Genomic DNA, 15,980 nt, shown 5'->3' with positions numbered 1-15,980 from the left:
GGTGTGGCGCCGCCCCCTAGAATGCCCCGATGCGCGATGATCTCTCCCTTTTGCTGAACTCCCTCAACGATGCCCAACGTCAGGCCGTAGCTGCCTCCGTGGGTCGTCAGTTGGTCCTGGCCGGTGCTGGCTCCGGTAAAACCCGAGTGCTGGTGCACCGTATCGCCTGGTTGATCCAGGTCGAAAACGCCTCACCCCACTCCATCCTGTCGGTGACCTTCACCAATAAGGCTGCTGCGGAAATGCGTCATCGCATCGAGCAGTTGATGGGGCTGAACCCGGCCGGCATGTGGGTCGGCACCTTCCACGGCCTGGCGCACCGATTGCTGCGGGCGCACTGGCAGGAAGCCAAGCTGAGCCAGACCTTCCAGATTCTCGACAGCGACGACCAGCAACGGCTGGTCAAGCGGGTGATCCGCGAGCTGGGCCTGGACGAACAACGCTGGCCGGCCCGTCAGGCCCAATGGTTCATCAACGGGCAGAAAGACGAAGGTCTGCGCCCGCAACACATTCAAGCCAGTGGCGACCTGTTCCTGGCCACCATGCGCAGCATTTATGAAGCCTACGAGGCCGCATGCGTGCGCGCTGGCGTCATCGACTTCTCCGAACTGCTGCTGCGCGCCCTCGACCTGTGGCGCGACAATCCAGGTCTGCTGGCGCATTACCAGAAGCGCTTCCGGCACATTCTGGTGGACGAGTTCCAGGACACCAACGCCGTGCAGTACGCCTGGTTGCGCCTACTGGCCAAGGGCGGCGACAGCCTGATGGTGGTCGGCGACGACGACCAGTCGATCTACGGCTGGCGCGGGGCGAAAATCGAGAACATCTATCAGTACTCCGACGACTTCCCGGACGCGGAAACCATTCGTCTGGAACAAAACTATCGCTCCACCGCCGGCATCCTCAAGGCCGCCAACGCCCTGATCGCGAACAACACCGGGCGCATGGGCAAAGAGTTGTGGACCGATGGCGGCGAAGGCGAAGCCATCAACTTGTACGCCGCATTCAACGAGCACGATGAAGCACGCTACGTGGTGGAAACCATCGAAAGCGCGCTGAAAACCGGCTTGGCCCGCAGCGATATCGCGATTTTGTACCGCTCCAACGCCCAATCCCGCGTTTTGGAAGAAGCGTTACTGCGCGAGCGCATTCCGTATCGCATTTATGGCGGTCAGCGCTTCTTCGAGCGGGCGGAAATCAAGAACGCCATGGCGTACCTGCGCTTGCTGGAAGGTCGTGGCAACGATGCGGCACTGGAGCGGGTGATCAACGTTCCGGCTCGCGGCATCGGCGAGAAAACCGTCGAAGCGATTCGCGACCACGCCCGTCACAGCGATGTGTCGATGTGGGAAGCCATGCGCCTGTTGGTCGCCAATAAAGGCCTGACCGGTCGTGCAGCCGGTGCGCTCGGGGCGTTTATCGAACTGATCGAGAACCTCGCCGCCAAGTGCATGGACATGCCGCTGCACTTGATGACCCAGACCGTCATCGAGCAGTCGGGGCTGATTGCCTATCACGAAGCGGAAAAAGGCGAAAAAGGCCAGGCTCGGGTAGAAAACCTTGAGGAACTGGTCAGCGCCGCGCGCAACTTCGAAAACGCTGAAGAAGACGAAGACCTGTCGCCGCTGTCAGCATTCCTCGGCCATGCGTCGCTGGAAGCTGGCGACACTCAGGCCGACGAGCATGAAGACAGCATTCAGTTGATGACCCTGCACAGCGCCAAAGGCCTGGAATTCCCTTACGTGTTCCTGGTGGGCATGGAAGAAGGCCTGTTCCCGCACAAGATGAGCCTGGAAGAACCCGGTCGTCTTGAAGAGGAGCGCCGCCTGGCCTACGTCGGTATCACCCGGGCCATGCAGAATCTGGTGATGACCTACGCTGAAACCCGACGCCTGTACGGCAGCGAGACCTACAACAAGGTCTCGCGTTTCGTACGGGAAGTGCCGAAAGGCCTGATCCAGGAAGTGCGGCTGTCCAACAGCGTCAGCCGTCCGTTCGGCGGCGGTCAGCAGCAGAGTTCCAGCAGTCTGTTCGGCGGCAGCGAGATCCCGGACACCGGTTTCAGCCTGGGCCAGGCCGTGCGGCATTCGGTGTTTGGCGACGGCGTGATCCTGAACTTCGAAGGCGCCGGAGCCCAGGCTCGGGTGCAGGTGAATTTTGGTGAAGGCAGCAAGTGGTTGATGCTGGGTTACGCGAAGCTGGAAGCGATCTAGTACAGCCAGATCGTTCCCACGCTCTGCGTGGGAATCCATCCCGTGGCGCTCCGCGTCACAGTGAACGCAGAGCGTCCATGGCGGCGTTACCACGCAGAGCGTGGGAACGATCAATGGAGGAACACTCATGGGATCAGGCTTTTTTTCCTCCTGGACATTCTGGGCCCTGTTGTCGGCGGTATTCGCTGCCATGACCGCCATCTTTGCGAAGATCGGCATCGAAAACGTCAATTCCGACTTCGCCACGCTCCTGCGCACAATGGTGGTGCTCGTCAGCCTGGCCTTGATTTTGTATGCCACGGGCCAATATCAGTCATTAGGATCAATCTCTGCCAGAAGCTATCTGTTCCTGCTGCTGTCGGGGCTGGCGACCGGTGCGTCATGGATCTGCTACTTCCGTGCGCTCAAACTCGGCCCGGCCTCGTTGGTCGCTCCCGTCGACAAACTCAGCGTGGTGCTGGTAGCGGTGCTTGGGGTGATCCTGCTGGGCGAAAGACTTGACCTGCGCCAATGGGGCGGCATCGGGTTGATCACGGCCGGTGTGGTCATGCTAGCGCTGCGACGCTAGGTTTCCTTCCTACAAAGCTTATCCACTTGTCCTACGGACGAAAGGTAAAAGGCCCTATTGCGCTGACTGAAGCTGAACGCAACCTGTCAGGCAAAAGCCCGAAACACTCTGCCGCTAGCCAGTGACACTTCAGCTGTGCAACATGGCCCGCGTGCAATCCACAAATGGGAATTCCCCTTATGAAACGTTTTCTTAGCATCGCCATGGCGCTGTGTATCGGCCTGACGATGAGCCTCGACGCCAATGCCAAACGCTTTGGCGGCGGCAAAAGCGCCGGCGCTGCGCCGACCCACCAGACCAGCCAGATGGCGCCTTCTTCGGCTGCGGGCGGCGCTGCTGCTACCGCAGGTGCTGCCGGTGCCGCTGGCGCTGCGGCCAAGGCCGGCGGTGCTTCGCGCTGGCTCGGCCCTCTCGCCGGTCTCGCGGCCGGTGGCCTGCTGGCCTCCATGTTCATGGGCGGCGGCTTCCAGGGCATGCAGATCTTCGACATCCTGATCATGGCTGTCATCGCCTTCCTGATCTTCCGTTTCATCGCCGCACGTCGCCGCAAGCAACAGGAGCACCTGGCTCCGGCCGGCGCGCCGATGCATCGCGAAACGTTCGAGAACAAGCCGGCCGGCGGTTCGATCTTCGGTGGCTCGGCAGCTCCTGCCGCTCGTCCGGTGATCAACGCTCCCGCCTGGTTCAATGAACAGAACTTCATCGAAGCGGCCCGCAACCACTTCCAGTCGCTGCAGCAGCACTGGGACGCCAACGAAATGGACAAGATCGCCGAGTTCGTGACCCCGCAAATGCTGGAGTTCCTCAAGCGCGAACGTGCCGATCTGGGCGACGGTTTCCAGTCGACCTACATTGATAACCTCAATGTTCAACTGGACGGCGTGGATGATCGTGCGGACAAGACCATCGCCACCCTGACCTTCAGCGGTGTGTCGAAAACCTCGCGTTTCGACCAGGGCGAAGTGTTCAGCGAAAGCTGGAACATGGAGCGTGCACAGGGCGAGAACCAGCCTTGGCTGGTCGCCGGTATCCGCCAGAACGGCTGAACCGACGCGCGTTAAGCCTGTCGCAATGTTATCCCCATAAAAAGCCCCGGCCTCGGCCGGGGTTTTCTATTTCGCGGTTGCATCTATAGCGAGCTACTGTATAAACCGCCCCAACTAAACCGCGCCATCAAGCAAGAGGATCCCGGACGTGGAAGAAATCATCGAACAACTGCGTGAAGCCAACGAACCGGTACCGGTCCCCTTGGAGTTGCCCGACGAAGATCAGATCGTGGAAATCGAAGAACAGCTGTTCATCGACATCCCGTTCGTCTTCAGAGAATTTTTGCTGACCGTCAGCGATGTGGTCTACGGCAGCCTGGAGCCGGTCACCGTGACCGACCCGCAATCCCACACCTACCTGCCGGACGTTGCCGCCAACGCCTGGGACGCGGGTGTTGACCGCAGCATGATCCCGATCTGCCAGGACGGTGACGACTACTACCTGGTCGAAGAAGACGGCACCGTGGTGCTGTGGCAAGCCGAAGAAGAACTGATTGCCGAAGAAACCTGGGAATCGGTTTGGCACTGGGCGCGGGACGTCTGGCTGGAAAGCTGATCATTCCGACTTGCACCCTGTAGCAGCCGCCGAAGGCTGCGTCCGGCTGCGAAGCAGTCGTAAGGTTTACCTGGAACACCGCGCTGACTGATTTTACGACTGCTGCGCAGCCGGACGCAGGCAGCGCCAGCTGCTACAGGTCTGACTTCAATGCCCGGACGCATCCTTGTGGTTGTCCAGGGTTTCCAGCAAGGCCACCTGCATGCGCGTGTGCACGCGGATGAACCAGCGCCAGAGCAGCGCCGCTACGGCGGCCGTGACCACGGCGATCAGCACCAGCAACTTGTTGGTCGGCAGAATACTGGCCGACAAGGCTGCCAGCAGCAGGAAAATCACCAGCAGCGAGAGGATCGGGATCACTTCGGCGATTACCCGGCGCACTCGCTGCGTGTGACGGCCAGCCATCTCCGGTTTCACGCCCATCTCCGCCAACAGCATCGACAGCGCCTTGAGCTTGCGATAGGCAGCGATCAGGAACGGCAGCGACAACAGCAACGCCCCGCCCCAGATCAACGCTTTCTGCCAACTCGGCTCGCTGATCCAGGCTTGCAGGTACACCGACATGCGCTCGGCGAAAAACGCGCCCGAAAAGAAGATCGCGATCACCAGCGCCAGATTGACCCCCACCTGCAACAGAATCCGCCGAATCATCGACGCCAGCAGCGCGCCCTCGCCTTGCGGCTGAATGCTGCGCAGCCATTCGCCATACATCCCCAGCACGCGGCTCAGGCGCCCCGGCATGACCGCTGCGAGCTTGATCGACAGTGGGTCGGCGGCGCGGATCAGGTATGGCGTCAGCAGCGTGGTAATCACCGACACCGCCACGGCCACTGGATAGAGGAAATTGCTGGTGACCTGCAGCGTCATGCCCAACGCGGCAATGATGAAGGAAAATTCGCCAATCTGTGACAGACCCATCCCGACACGCAGTGAGGTGCGTCCGTCATTGCCGGCGATAAAGGCGCCGAGGCCGCAGGACAACATCTTGCCCAACACCACCGCCACGGTAATCACCGCGATCGGCCAGGCGTATTGCAGCAGGATCAGCGGGTCGAGCATCAACCCGATGGCGACGAAGAAAATCGCGCTGAACAGGTCGCGAACCGGCTCGATCAAGCGTTCGATTTTCAGCAATTGCCGGGATTCGGCCATGATCGCGCCAATCAGGAAGGCGCCGAGGACCATGCTGTATTCGAGCTTGACCACCAGCAGGCAGAAGCCGAAACACAGGCCCAGTACAGTGATCAGCAACATCTCGTTGCTTTCGAATTTAGCCACGTAGGCCAACAGCCGCGGCACCAGCAGGATGCCGATGACCAGTGCGACGATCATGAACAGCGAGAGTTTGCCGACCGTGGAGAACACTTCGCCCGAGCTGACGGTGCCGCTGACGGCGATGCTCGACAGCAAGGCGATGATGCCGATGCCGAGGATGTCTTCGACAATCAGCACGCCGAAGATCAATTGGGCGAAACGCTCGTTCTTCATCTTCAGGTCGTTGAGGGCCTTGACGATGATAGTGGTTGAGGAAATCGCCAGGATCGCGCCGAGGAACAGCGAATCCATGGTGTTCCAGTCGAACCAGCGGCCGATTTCATAGCCGATCCAGATCATCAGCACGATTTCCAGGAACGCCGCGATAAACGCTGTGGCGCCGACCTTGAACAGTTTGCGCAGGCTGAACTCCAGGCCCAGGCAGAACATCAGGAAAATCACCCCGAGTTCGGCGAGGGTCTTGATGGTCTCTTCATCGTGGATCAGGCCGAACGGCGGTGTGTGCGGGCCGATGATGAAGCCGGCGACGATGTAGCCGAGGACCACCGGTTGCTTGAACCGGTGAAAGAGCACGGTCACCACACCCGCGACCAACATGATCACTGCCAAATCCTGGATGAAACTGATGGCATGCATGGTATGGGGCTCCTTGAAATCGACTTCCCGGAGCGTAACACCGCGACTTCCGGCAGAAAGGCGGTGCAATATATGGAAACAGATCGATCCGCGCGTGACGGCAGCCCCCTGCCCGGCGTCCCGATAACTGTTGGTTTTGAAAAACCGACCACGCACCCGCAGAGGTGCGCTCCCGAAATCCTGCCTTGACCCGTGAGAACGCTATGGAACCCGGAAACGCCCAACTGTCGATGACGGTATTGATGACCCCCGACATGGCCAACTTCTCTGGCAATGTCCACGGCGGCACCCTGCTCAAATACCTCGACGAAGTGGCCTACGCCTGCGCCAGCCGTTATGCCGGCCGCTACGTAGTGACCCTGTCGGTGGACCAGGTGATTTTCCGCGAGCCGATCCATGTCGGTGAACTGGTGACCTTCCTGGCTTCGGTCAACTACACCGGCAACACCTCCATGGAGGTGGGCATCAAGGTGGTGACCGAGAACATTCGCGAGCGCTCGGTGCGCCATACCAACAGTTGCTTCTTCACCATGGTCGCGGTGGATGACCAGCGCAAACCGGCCGTCGTCCCGCCGCTGCAACCGCAGAACAGCGAGGACAAGCGCCGGTTTATCCAGGCTCAGCAGCGTCGGCAGATTCGGCAGGAACTGGAAAAGCGGTATCAGGAGATCAAGGGCGACGCCTGATTTGTTTGACCTTTAGATCGGCATCGCGGGCAAGCCTTGCTCCACGGATTTGAGTCGTACACGCAATAGGCGTACGACTCGGACCCGTAGGAGCAAGGCTTGCCCGCGATTGCTTTTAAAGACTGATCGGCGTTGCTTCGAACCGCACCCGCGGATGCGCGATCCGGTCCTGCGCCCGCACCAGTTCCAGCTCATAGCTGGCACAAGCCTGGGTTTCCAGCAGCACTTCATGCACGGCGGCTGCGGTGAATTCGAACGCCGCCACCAGGCTGTCCCCCAACAGAATACGGGCCAGGAACAACCCGGACGTCAGGTCACCGACACCTACCGGCTGACGCGGGAACGCCAGCAACGGCCTACGCAAATGCCAACTTCCCTCAGCGGTCACCAGCAGCATCTCGAACACCTCTTCAGGCTTGCCGGGATAATCCAGGTGTTTGACCAGCACCGCCTTCGGACCGCGCGCCAACAACGCTCGCGCCATGGCCAGGCAATCGAACAGCGACTGTGGCTTGCGCCCCGAGAAGCTGTCCAGCTCCAACTGATTCGGGCACATGAAGTCTGCCACGGCGGCCGCTTCCTCCAGCAGGAAGTCACTGACCTCGGCCGGCACGCTGCAACCCTTCTCCGGGTGGCCCATCACCGGGTCGCACAGGTACAGCGCCTTCGGGTTGACCGACTTGATCCGCGCCACGCCCGTGAGGATCGCCCGGCCCTGCGCCGCACTGCCAAGATAACCGGACAGCACTGCATCGCAGCTGCCCAACTCGCCAATCGCCGCGATCCCTTCCACCAGTTCGGGGATTTGATGAGGCGGCAATATTTCACCCGCCCATTGCCCGTATTGCGTGTGATTGGAGAATTGCACAGTGTTGAGCGGCCAGACATTCACCCCGACCCGCTGCATCGGGAAAACCGCGGCGCTGTTGCCAGCGTGGCCGAACACCACGTGGGACTGGATGGCGAGCAGATGGGGCGTACGTTTCATGCGGTGAGTTTCCGTAAAACGATTGAAATTCGAGCCGCGCAGTATGCGACTAAACACAGCCTGTACGACAGACCGGCGACACAGTTAAGCTGGCACTATCTTGTTGGAGCACTTTGTTGATGCTGACCCTTGGAAATATCTTCGTGCTGATGCTGCTCGCCACTGGCGCCGCATGGCTGTGGCATAACCATGGCTTGCGCGAGCGCGCGCTGGAGCGGGTCAAGCAGCATTGCGCCAAGCTCGAAATCGAGTTGCTCGATGGCAACGTGGCGCTGAAAAAGATCGGCTTTATCAAAGATGCCAACGGTCGTCGACGGCTGGCGCGGGTGTATAACTTCGAGTTCACCGTGACTGGCGAAACCCGTCATACCGGGACCATTACCCAATTCGGTGCGCACAGCGCGCAGATTGAGCTGGCACCCTACCCGATGCCGTTTGACGACACGCCGCCAGTGGTCGAGGTGGTGAAACCGCGGGGTGAAGTGATTGAGATGAGTCAGTGGCGGCAGGAACACACGAAGTGGCGTCCGTGATCTTTTGACCTTCAACCCATCCGGCAATTGGCCAAATCTCTTTGCAGCGACGCAACATCCTGCGACTCACTAAAAATCAGCTCAATTCGCGAATCCTGCCGCCATTCACTCGTCTGCCAATCCAACACCGAGTTATCCACCGCATTCACTGAAACCCAACCGCCGCCACTGTGGATAACCAGCTTCGCCCGTCGCCAGGCTAGGCTCTCAAGCCATTGAGCAACGAGCGCGATATCGAATATCTGACCCGGATGCCAGCGCCAACCAATACTCCAGCCACCCTCCTGTGCCTGGCTCAAGCAAATCGGAAACGCGGGATCAGTCCAGATCGCCGGCATCTGCGCCAATCCCTTAGGGACGACGAAGTTATCCACACCCACGACAGCCTGACTCTCAAGCCCCGGCAACTCGCTCAATGGCAAGACCGCTTGTTGCGTCCAGTACAGGGCGCGCGCCGGTAACTGCGCGGCGATTCGCTGACGATCAGCGTCATCGAGGTTTTCTGACTTGTTCAACAGCAACAACCCCGCGCTGTTCAACGCCTCCTGTTGCGCCGCCGGCAGCGGTTTCCCGGCCGCCAGCGCCTGGGCATCCAGCACCAGCACACAAGGCTGCACCGCCAACACCCCAAGCCATGGCGCCTCGCTCAACTGCCGCAACAACTGGGCAGGATGCCCCAGCCCGGAGGGCTCTATAAACAGCCGATCCGGCCGCGCCTTGCGCAACAACCGCCCGAGGCCGATCTGGAACGGCGCGCCATTGACGCAACACAAACAGCCCCCGGCCACTTCACCCAGTGCGATACCATCGGCGTCCTGGGTCAGCAACGCGGCGTCGAGGCCGATCTGGCCGAACTCGTTGATCAGCACCGCCCAGCGCTCATTCGCCGGCCGCTGCGCCAGCAGGTGCTTGATCAGGCTGGTCTTGCCGGCGCCCAACGGGCCGGCAATGACGTGAGTGGGGATGTTCTGCAACATGATCGAAGGTTTCTGAGGAGGTAGAGGATGCGGTTGATGGGATTGTCGTTGCTATTGGCATTGACGTCGGGCGAGGTGTTGGCCCAGGCGTGTGTGGTCCATAGCACGGCGGAACGGCTCGATGTGAAAGTCTGCCAGCAGAACCGCAACATCCCGGAAAAACTTTTCGCTGACGGCTTCTGCCAGCCGAATCTTCCCGGGCAGAAAGTCGAGGTGCAATACGTCGACCAATGCCCCACCGGCGCTTTCGGGGTGTGCAGCAACGCCCAAGTCGCCAATATGCCCTACCGCCAGGATATTCACTATTACGGCGTGGCCACCGATGCGACGTATTTGCAGCCGTTTTGCGAGGCACAGAGCCAGGGTCACTGGCTCAAGCCCTAGTTGAGCCAGTCGAGTGTCAGGATCAACCGACGCTCGCCTGGTGCCGGTTCCGGCGAGCGATGGATCAAACCGAAACCTTCATTGCCGTGCCATTTCTCGCCTTTGAGTAGCGCCACATCGCCGCTGCTGACTTGCTGAATCTGCGACTGCGGTTCAGCTTCCGGTTTGCCCAGTTGCCGGCGATCCATCGCGCCTTCTTTCAGCCACTGGCTGCCGACGCCGGCATAGGTGGTGATCAGCCGAACCGGCACGTGATCGACATGGAAGCGTGGGCACATGGCCTTGTCCAGCACTCGCAGGCGCAGGCCGATGCGCTTTGCACCCAACAAACAGGCGAAGGCGCTGACCAGCCAGGAGACGTCGGCGATAAAGCCTTCGTAGCCTTCGAGGTCGCTGAAACTTGAGGCCAGTCCTTTGAGGTTGGGCGCAGCGTCTTCATTGGCGAGTTCCAGAGACAACGCCTCAGCCAATGGTTCGTTCAGTGACAGCAGCAAACGGCCGAAATCGGCGATATGCACCGGAAGTTGGCGCTGCCAGACGGCGAGATTGGCGTCGTCTTGCAGGATTTTTGTCAGCACTTTCGGGCTCGCGTCGTGGTGCTGCCGTATTGGCCGAGTCAGGGTCAGCATCAGGCCGCCTCTTCGTGCCAAGGGCCAAACGGATCCGGCAACAGGCGCCAGCTCTCGATCCCTTGGGCCATTTCATCGTCGGTCAGCAGGCAGTTGTCGAGTTCGGCGGTGAGTTGCGCGAAGTCGATGTTCTGGCCGATGAACACCAGTTCCTGACGGCAATCACCGGTGCTGGCGGTCCAGTTTTCCATGATCCCGGCAGTGCTTTCTTCATCCTGCGGCCATTGGGTTTTCGGCACGAAACGCCACCAGCGTCCGGCGAATCCGTGGCGCATCAAGCCACCAGCCTGGGACCAGCTGCCGGCGTCCATGTGCTTGCTGGCCAGCCAGAAAAAACCCTTGGAGCGCAGTAGTTTGCCGTTGACCCATGGGCGGTCGATAAAGCTGAAAAAACGCTGGGGATGAAACGGCCGACGCGCGCGATAGGCCGTCGAGGCGATGCCATATTCTTCGGTTTCCGCCACGTGTTCGCCGCGCAATTCCTGCAACCAGCCTGGCGCCTGGGCGGCTTTTTCGAAGTCGAAGCGGCCGGTGTTGAGGATCTTTTCCAGCGGAATTTCGCCCATGACCATCGGGATGATTTCCGCCTGTGAGTTAAGCCGTTCGAGGATCGCGATCAGCTCCTGGCGCTCGCTGCTGCTGATCAAATCGATCTTGCTGATCAGGATTACATCGGCGAATTCGATCTGCTCAATCAGCAGGTCAGTGATTGAGCGTTCGTCCTCCTCGCCCAGGGTTTCGCCGCGGGACGCGAGGCTTTCGGCGGCCTGGTAGTCGAGCAGGAAGTTCATGCCATCGACCACGGTGACCATGGTGTCGAGCCGCGCGATGTCGGCCAGGCTCTGGCCTTCTTCGTCGCGGAAGGTGAAGGTTTCCGCCACGGGCAGCGGCTCGGAAATGCCGGTGGATTCAATCAGCAGGTAATCGAACCGACCGTCCCTGGCGAGTTTGCTGACCTCCTCCAACAAGTCTTCGCGCAGGGTGCAGCAAATGCAGCCGTTGCTCATTTCCACGAGTTTTTCTTCGGCGCGGTTCAGGCTGACATCGCGTTGGACTTCGCTGCCGTCGATGTTGATTTCGCTCATGTCATTAACGATCACGGCAACGCGCAGGTTTTCGCGATTACGTAGTACGTAATTGAGCAACGTACTCTTGCCGGCGCCGAGAAAGCCCGACAGGACGGTCACGGGAAGACGATGGGGCATCAGGTATTCCTCACAGGATGTGGCCGGTCGAATCGCCGGTGGATGGCGTTCGCGCAGCTCTTCACGTTCTTGGGGCACAAGGGATGGCGTGTTTTTAATGTTATAGTATAACAACACAAACAAGCCACTCCCTCTTGTCCGCCATGACGAAGAGCACGATGCTTGAACCTGTTCGCTCCTTGAGAAATGCCATGGGAAACGTACTGAAGTGCGCGCTGTTGAGCCTTTCGCTAGTAATCGCCGCCGATGCCTGGGGACAAATCCCGAGCCTGGCCAAATGTACCCGCAGCGCCAATCTGCTCGCGTGTGTCGATCCCGATGGCAACGCCTACAGCGTCAACACCGTCGGCAGCACGATCTACCTGCGAGGTTTTGAGGTGACCGGCAAACGCTATTGGGCGCAGACCAGCAGTCGCTATGGGCAGCTGACATTTTTCACCGGCCTCGCCTCCGATGGCGAAGCCTGGGTCGGCTACAGTCGCCGGGTTGGCTGGACCACCATCAATCGGTTTTCCAGCTCCGGCGGCAGCAGTGGCAAGTTCACGTGTAGCCGGATTACTGGTTGCTAGACCTGCGCCTTTTTCTGCTCCTGCTGCCAGGCGATGTAGCTGTTCATCGGCGGATTCTTCTGGAAATAGCGCTGCAAACCTTCGAACAAACCGTCCGCCACGGCCTGCTGGTGCCGCGCTGTCACCAGCCGCTGACTGTCGCGGGCGTTGGAAATGAAGCCGGTTTCTACCAGGATCGACGGCACGTCCGGCGATTTCAGCACGGCAAATCCGGCCTGTTCCACGCGTTTTTGATGCAGTGTGGTGATGCCCGCCAGGCTGCCGAGCACGGTGCTGCCCAGTTGCAGGCTGGCGGCGATGGTCGCGTTCATCGACATGTCGAGAATCACCCCGGCGAGCATCGGATCCTTGTCCTTGAGATTGAGCAGGCTGGTGGCGCCCAACAGGTCCGCGCCGTTCTCGCGCTGCGCCATGAACCTGGCCGTGGCCGAGGTCGCGCCACCTTCGGACAGGCAGTACACCGAGGCGCCGGACGCGGTGAGCCGTGGCGCGGCATCGGCATGCACCGAGATGAACATGTCGGCATTGTGTTTGCGCGCGATCTCCACGCGTTTGCGTAGCGGCACGAAGAAGTCGTCGTTGCGCACCAGTTTCACGTCGAAGCCCTTCTCGCGTTTCAGTCGTTTGGCCAGCAACTGCGCGATCGACAGCACCACGTCTTTCTCCCGCTCACCTTTGGCGCCGATCGCACCGGGGTCTTTGCCGCCGTGGCCGGGGTCGACCACCACGATGATGTCGCGCTTGGGGTGGGCCTTGTCGATGATCGGCGCAGCGGCGATTTGCAGTGGAGCAGAGGCCTTCAGATCGAGCACCAGCCGATGACCCTGCCCGTCCTGGGGCGGCAATAAAAAGCTGTTGAGCTGCACCGGCTCGCTAAGATCCAGGACGATCCGCGTGTCGCCATGCCCGTAATGCCCGGAGCGAATGGAACGGATCACCGTGTTGTTCAGTGACAGCTGACTGAAATCACCACTGAGGTTCGCGCCACTCAGATCGATGATCAGCCGTTCGGGCGCGCTCAGGGAGAACGTCTTGAATTGCACCGGCCCGCTCAGATCGAACACCAATCGCAACTTGTCATCCGAACGCCAGAGCCGGGCGTTGCGAATCTGCGTGGCCGAAACACTAAAGGGCAAAGCGAAGGCCGCGCTGGCCAGGATCCAGTTGAGCAAGTGACGTCTGTGCATGGTGAAAGCCCGCTCGTGAAAAAGGCATCGTCGATTTGTATGTAATAATATAACATGCCAAATCAACTCCCACGATGGACCTGCTCATGAATGCGCTGACTCTGCCGGATATCGCCGCGCAGGCCTCACGCCAAGCCCTGCCACTGGAGTGGGTGGGCATGTGCGGCATTGCTCTTCCTGTTTTATTCGATGGCCAACGGCTGAGTGCGAAGGCGGATGCTGGCGTCAGTCTCGACGACGGTGAGGCGCGCGGCATTCATATGTCGCGGCTGTATCTGGCGCTGGAAGTGCTTGAGCAGGGAAACCTCACGCCGGGATTACTGCGTAGCGTGTTGCGGCGTTTTCTCGACAGCCATGAAGGATTGTCCTCCAGCGCTTACCTGAAAATTCACACCGATTTGCTGCTAAAAAGGCCGGCGTTGATCAGCCCATTGGCTGGCTGGAAAAGCTATCCCGTGACCATCGAGGCGCGATTAAAAAACGACATGTTCCACGTGGAACTAAAAATCGACGTGCCTTATTCCTCTACGTGCCCGTGTTCAGCCGCGTTGTCGCGCCAACTTATTCAACAACAATTCATCGATGATTTCGCCAATACGCCACTGCAACACGCCGACGTTTTAGCCTGGCTCGGTTCGACAAAAGGCATTGTCGCTACACCTCACAGCCAACGCAGTACCGCGCATTTGCAGCTGCGCCTGGACGATTACCTCGACGATTTACCGTTGATTGCGGTCATCAACGACGCCGAAGCCACCCTCGGCACAGCCGTGCAAACAGCGGTAAAACGCGCCGACGAACAAGCCTTCGCCTTGGCCAACGGTCAAAACCTGATGTTCTGCGAAGACGCGGCGCGGCGCTTGAACCTGGCCTTAAAACGCTCTCCAGGCATCAACGGATTTCACCTGCGAGTCGTGCACGCGGAAAGCCTTCACGCTCACGACGCCGTCGCCGAAAGTCGCTGGAACTGGGAGTCAGCCACATGATCCGTTGCCAATCCCTCCGCTGGGGCGCACCCGGTCAACCGCTAACGCCTGCCTTGGATTTCGAGCTATCCAAGGGCAGCCTGACCGCCGTAATTGGTGCCAACGGATCTGGCAAAAGCAGCCTGTTGAAAGTCATCGCCGGGCTGCAAAAACCCCTGGCCGGGAAAATTGAGCTGGGTGTTCCCCGCAAGGGAAGCCTGTCGTTCCTGCCCCAGCAACAACACCTGGACCGGCAATTCCCCATCAGCCTGCAAGAGCTGGTGGCTGCCGGATTCTGGGGCAGCAAACAACCCCCGGAAGTCCGCAGCCAACGCCTTACAAACGCCCTTGGCGATTGGTGCCTGAGTGGCCTGGAACATCGCCCATTAATGGCCCTCTCCGGCGGCGAATTACAGCGCGCCCTGCTCGCCCGATTAAGCCTCGCCGAAGCCCCCCTGCTGCTACTCGACGAACCCCACGCCGCCCTCGATGAACTCGGCCAGGAGCTACTGTGGAAACACATCCACACCTGGCACGCCGACGGTCGAACCCTGGTCGTCGTATGCCATGACCTCGCCGCCGTTCGCCAACACATCCCACACTCCCTGCTGATCAAAAGCAGCGGCTGCATCCTCGGCCCAAGCACTGAACTGATCCGCCAACAACCGCGAACGCAGGTGGCCTGATGCTCGCCGCCGCGCAACTTTGGCAACCGTTCCACGAGTTCGTATTCATGCGCCGGGCGCTGATCGGCGGTTTGGTTCTGGCGTGCAGCACCGCGCCGCTTGGCGTTTTTCTGATCCTGCGCCGCATGAGTCTGATCGGCGATGCGGTCGCCCACGGCATCTTGCCCGGTGCGGCATTGGGCTTCTGGTTCGCTGGGCTGAGTCTTCCTGCACTGACCATCGGCGGCCTCGGCGCCGGCCTGAGCATGGCCGGACTCGCGGCATGGATCACCCGCCGCACCGGCCTGCGAGAAGACGCCAGCCTCGCGGCGATCTACCCGATTTCCCTGGCCAGCGGCGTGCTGATTCTCGGCATCGCCGGCAAGCGTCTCGACCTTTTGCACCTGCTGTTCGGCTCCGCACTGGCGGTCGATGGCCCGACATTGACCGGCATGTTGTGGGTCTCCGGCTTCAGCCTGATCGCCATGGCGTTGATCTACAAGCCGCTGCTGCTGGACACCCTAGACCCGCTTTTCCTGCAAACCGTCAGCCGTCTCGGGCCACTCGCCCATGGGGTGTTTCTGACGCTCGTGGTGCTGAACCTGGTGATCGGTTTCCAGGCCATCGGCGCGCTGATGGTGGTCGGTTTGATGATGTTGCCCGCGGCTGCTTCGCGATTCTGGAGCCGACGATTACCGGTGTTGATGGCGATCGCCGCCCTGCTCGGCTGCCTCTCGGTGTGGTTCGGTTTGCTGCTGTCGTTCTACTACTCGCTGCCTAGCGGCCCGGCCATCGTGCTGGTGGCTGGGGGTTTGTATCTGCTGTCCGTGGTGTTCGGTCCGGTGCACGGCTTGCTGCGCCGCCCGCCTTTGCTCACATCCCAATGAGGTGTTTCCCG

Annotated in this window: 17 protein-coding genes; 11 read left to right on the top strand and 6 right to left on the bottom strand. The window is 60.3% G+C overall.

Annotated elements, in window-relative coordinates:
• Positions 1-29: 29 nt before the first annotated feature.
• The 4 genes from uvrD (at position 30) to HKK53_RS20890 (ending at position 4,383) form a co-directional block, all read left to right on the top strand.
• On the top strand, positions 30-2,213 hold the full coding sequence (gene uvrD / locus HKK53_RS20905) for a DNA helicase II (RefSeq protein WP_169372402.1): 2,184 nt from the start codon (positions 30-32) through the stop codon (positions 2,211-2,213).
• 127 nt (positions 2,214-2,340) lie between these two features.
• Positions 2,341-2,781: an EamA family transporter gene (locus tag HKK53_RS20900; protein WP_169372401.1), complete on the top strand. Its 441-nt coding sequence runs from the start codon at positions 2,341-2,343 to the stop codon at positions 2,779-2,781.
• Positions 2,782-2,960: 179 nt separating this feature from the next.
• Complete coding sequence (locus HKK53_RS20895; RefSeq protein ID WP_169372400.1) at positions 2,961-3,827, top strand: Tim44 domain-containing protein; 867 nt, start codon at positions 2,961-2,963, stop codon at positions 3,825-3,827.
• A 148-nt stretch (positions 3,828-3,975) separates the two neighbouring features.
• On the top strand, positions 3,976-4,383 hold the full coding sequence (locus HKK53_RS20890) for an SMI1/KNR4 family protein (protein WP_007943369.1): 408 nt from the start codon (positions 3,976-3,978) through the stop codon (positions 4,381-4,383).
• A gap of 147 nt (positions 4,384-4,530) precedes the next feature.
• Here the strand turns inward: HKK53_RS20890 and HKK53_RS20885 are convergent, their stop codons facing one another.
• Complete coding sequence (locus HKK53_RS20885) at positions 4,531-6,294, bottom strand: cation:proton antiporter (RefSeq protein ID WP_169372399.1); 1,764 nt, start codon at positions 6,292-6,294, stop codon at positions 4,531-4,533.
• A 203-nt stretch (positions 6,295-6,497) separates the two neighbouring features.
• Here HKK53_RS20885 and HKK53_RS20880 point away from each other — a divergent pair, with 203 nt between their 5' ends.
• Entirely contained in the window at positions 6,498-6,980 is a 483-nt protein-coding gene (locus tag HKK53_RS20880) for an acyl-CoA thioesterase (RefSeq protein WP_169372398.1), read from the top strand.
• Positions 6,981-7,095: 115 nt separating this feature from the next.
• Here the strand turns inward: HKK53_RS20880 and pdxY are convergent, their stop codons facing one another.
• On the bottom strand, positions 7,096-7,968 hold the full coding sequence (pdxY, locus tag HKK53_RS20875; RefSeq protein WP_169372397.1) for a pyridoxal kinase PdxY: 873 nt from the start codon (positions 7,966-7,968) through the stop codon (positions 7,096-7,098).
• 119 nt (positions 7,969-8,087) lie between these two features.
• On the opposite strand from pdxY, the gene HKK53_RS20870 reads away from it, so the two are divergent.
• Positions 8,088-8,501: a DUF3301 domain-containing protein gene (locus HKK53_RS20870; protein WP_054048264.1), complete on the top strand. Its 414-nt coding sequence runs from the start codon at positions 8,088-8,090 to the stop codon at positions 8,499-8,501.
• An 11-nt stretch (positions 8,502-8,512) separates the two neighbouring features.
• On the opposite strand, the gene HKK53_RS20865 is transcribed toward HKK53_RS20870, so the two are convergent.
• Complete coding sequence (locus tag HKK53_RS20865) at positions 8,513-9,478, bottom strand: CobW family GTP-binding protein (RefSeq protein WP_169372396.1); 966 nt, start codon at positions 9,476-9,478, stop codon at positions 8,513-8,515.
• Positions 9,479-9,505: 27 nt separating this feature from the next.
• Between HKK53_RS20865 and HKK53_RS20860 the strand changes: the two genes are divergently transcribed.
• Positions 9,506-9,862, top strand: a complete 357-nt coding sequence (locus HKK53_RS20860) for an NADH:ubiquinone oxidoreductase (RefSeq protein WP_169372395.1) — start codon at positions 9,506-9,508, stop codon at positions 9,860-9,862.
• On the opposite strand, the gene HKK53_RS20855 is transcribed toward HKK53_RS20860, so the two are convergent.
• The gene (locus tag HKK53_RS20855) at positions 9,859-10,491 is read right to left on the bottom strand and encodes a DUF1826 domain-containing protein (RefSeq protein ID WP_169372394.1); all 633 of its coding nucleotides are present in this window, start codon (positions 10,489-10,491) and stop codon (positions 9,859-9,861) included. The two genes, HKK53_RS20860 and HKK53_RS20855, sit on opposite strands and share 4 nt — an antisense overlap.
• Complete coding sequence (zigA, locus tag HKK53_RS20850; RefSeq protein ID WP_169372393.1) at positions 10,491-11,696, bottom strand: zinc metallochaperone GTPase ZigA; 1,206 nt, start codon at positions 11,694-11,696, stop codon at positions 10,491-10,493. The genes HKK53_RS20855 and zigA overlap by 1 nt, the downstream gene beginning before the upstream one ends.
• A gap of 191 nt (positions 11,697-11,887) precedes the next feature.
• On the opposite strand from zigA, the gene HKK53_RS20845 reads away from it, so the two are divergent.
• Positions 11,888-12,265: a glutamine synthetase gene (locus tag HKK53_RS20845; protein WP_169372392.1), complete on the top strand. Its 378-nt coding sequence runs from the start codon at positions 11,888-11,890 to the stop codon at positions 12,263-12,265.
• On the opposite strand, the gene HKK53_RS20840 is transcribed toward HKK53_RS20845, so the two are convergent.
• The gene (locus tag HKK53_RS20840; RefSeq protein ID WP_169372391.1) at positions 12,262-13,452 is read right to left on the bottom strand and encodes an N-acetylmuramoyl-L-alanine amidase; all 1,191 of its coding nucleotides are present in this window, start codon (positions 13,450-13,452) and stop codon (positions 12,262-12,264) included. The genes HKK53_RS20845 and HKK53_RS20840 overlap by 4 nt on opposite strands.
• Positions 13,453-13,538: 86 nt before the next feature.
• Here HKK53_RS20840 and folE2 point away from each other — a divergent pair, with 86 nt between their 5' ends.
• Genes folE2 through HKK53_RS20825 form a run of 3 tightly spaced genes read left to right on the top strand, consistent with a single transcriptional unit; the run spans position 13,539 to position 15,969 of the window.
• Positions 13,539-14,438, top strand: a complete 900-nt coding sequence (gene folE2, locus HKK53_RS20835; RefSeq protein ID WP_169372390.1) for a GTP cyclohydrolase FolE2 — start codon at positions 13,539-13,541, stop codon at positions 14,436-14,438.
• Positions 14,435-15,103: a metal ABC transporter ATP-binding protein gene (locus HKK53_RS20830; protein WP_169372389.1), complete on the top strand. Its 669-nt coding sequence runs from the start codon at positions 14,435-14,437 to the stop codon at positions 15,101-15,103. Before folE2 ends, HKK53_RS20830 begins: the two co-directional genes overlap by 4 nt.
• Positions 15,103-15,969, top strand: coding sequence for a metal ABC transporter permease (locus tag HKK53_RS20825; RefSeq protein ID WP_169372388.1), 867 nt, complete (start codon positions 15,103-15,105; stop codon positions 15,967-15,969). Before HKK53_RS20830 ends, HKK53_RS20825 begins: the two co-directional genes overlap by 1 nt.
• Positions 15,970-15,980 lie beyond the last annotated feature (11 nt).

Origin of the sequence: Pseudomonas sp. ADAK7, from assembly GCF_012935675.1 — a bacterium.
In the GTDB taxonomy this organism is placed as follows: Bacteria; Pseudomonadota; Gammaproteobacteria; order Pseudomonadales; family Pseudomonadaceae; genus Aquipseudomonas.
This window is presented reverse-complemented; position numbering and strand designations above follow the sequence as displayed.

Coding starts and splice junctions, on each gene's coding strand:
- uvrD (WP_169372402.1), top strand. CDS start 30: ATGCGCGATGATCTCTCCCTTTTGCTGAACTCCCTCAACGATGCCCAA.
- HKK53_RS20900 (WP_169372401.1), top strand. CDS start 2,341: ATGGGATCAGGCTTTTTTTCCTCCTGGACATTCTGGGCCCTGTTGTCG.
- HKK53_RS20895 (WP_169372400.1), top strand. CDS start 2,961: ATGAAACGTTTTCTTAGCATCGCCATGGCGCTGTGTATCGGCCTGACG.
- HKK53_RS20885 (WP_169372399.1), bottom strand. CDS start 6,294: ATGCATGCCATCAGTTTCATCCAGGATTTGGCAGTGATCATGTTGGTC.
- HKK53_RS20880 (WP_169372398.1), top strand. CDS start 6,498: ATGGAACCCGGAAACGCCCAACTGTCGATGACGGTATTGATGACCCCC.
- pdxY (WP_169372397.1), bottom strand. CDS start 7,968: ATGAAACGTACGCCCCATCTGCTCGCCATCCAGTCCCACGTGGTGTTC.
- HKK53_RS20870 (WP_054048264.1), top strand. CDS start 8,088: ATGCTGACCCTTGGAAATATCTTCGTGCTGATGCTGCTCGCCACTGGC.
- HKK53_RS20865 (WP_169372396.1), bottom strand. CDS start 9,478: ATGTTGCAGAACATCCCCACTCACGTCATTGCCGGCCCGTTGGGCGCC.
- HKK53_RS20860 (WP_169372395.1), top strand. CDS start 9,506: ATGCGGTTGATGGGATTGTCGTTGCTATTGGCATTGACGTCGGGCGAG.
- HKK53_RS20855 (WP_169372394.1), bottom strand. CDS start 10,491: ATGCTGACCCTGACTCGGCCAATACGGCAGCACCACGACGCGAGCCCG.
- zigA (WP_169372393.1), bottom strand. CDS start 11,696: ATGCCCCATCGTCTTCCCGTGACCGTCCTGTCGGGCTTTCTCGGCGCC.
- HKK53_RS20845 (WP_169372392.1), top strand. CDS start 11,888: ATGGGAAACGTACTGAAGTGCGCGCTGTTGAGCCTTTCGCTAGTAATC.
- HKK53_RS20840 (WP_169372391.1), bottom strand. CDS start 13,452: ATGCACAGACGTCACTTGCTCAACTGGATCCTGGCCAGCGCGGCCTTC.
- folE2 (WP_169372390.1), top strand. CDS start 13,539: ATGAATGCGCTGACTCTGCCGGATATCGCCGCGCAGGCCTCACGCCAA.
- HKK53_RS20830 (WP_169372389.1), top strand. CDS start 14,435: ATGATCCGTTGCCAATCCCTCCGCTGGGGCGCACCCGGTCAACCGCTA.
- HKK53_RS20825 (WP_169372388.1), top strand. CDS start 15,103: ATGCTCGCCGCCGCGCAACTTTGGCAACCGTTCCACGAGTTCGTATTC.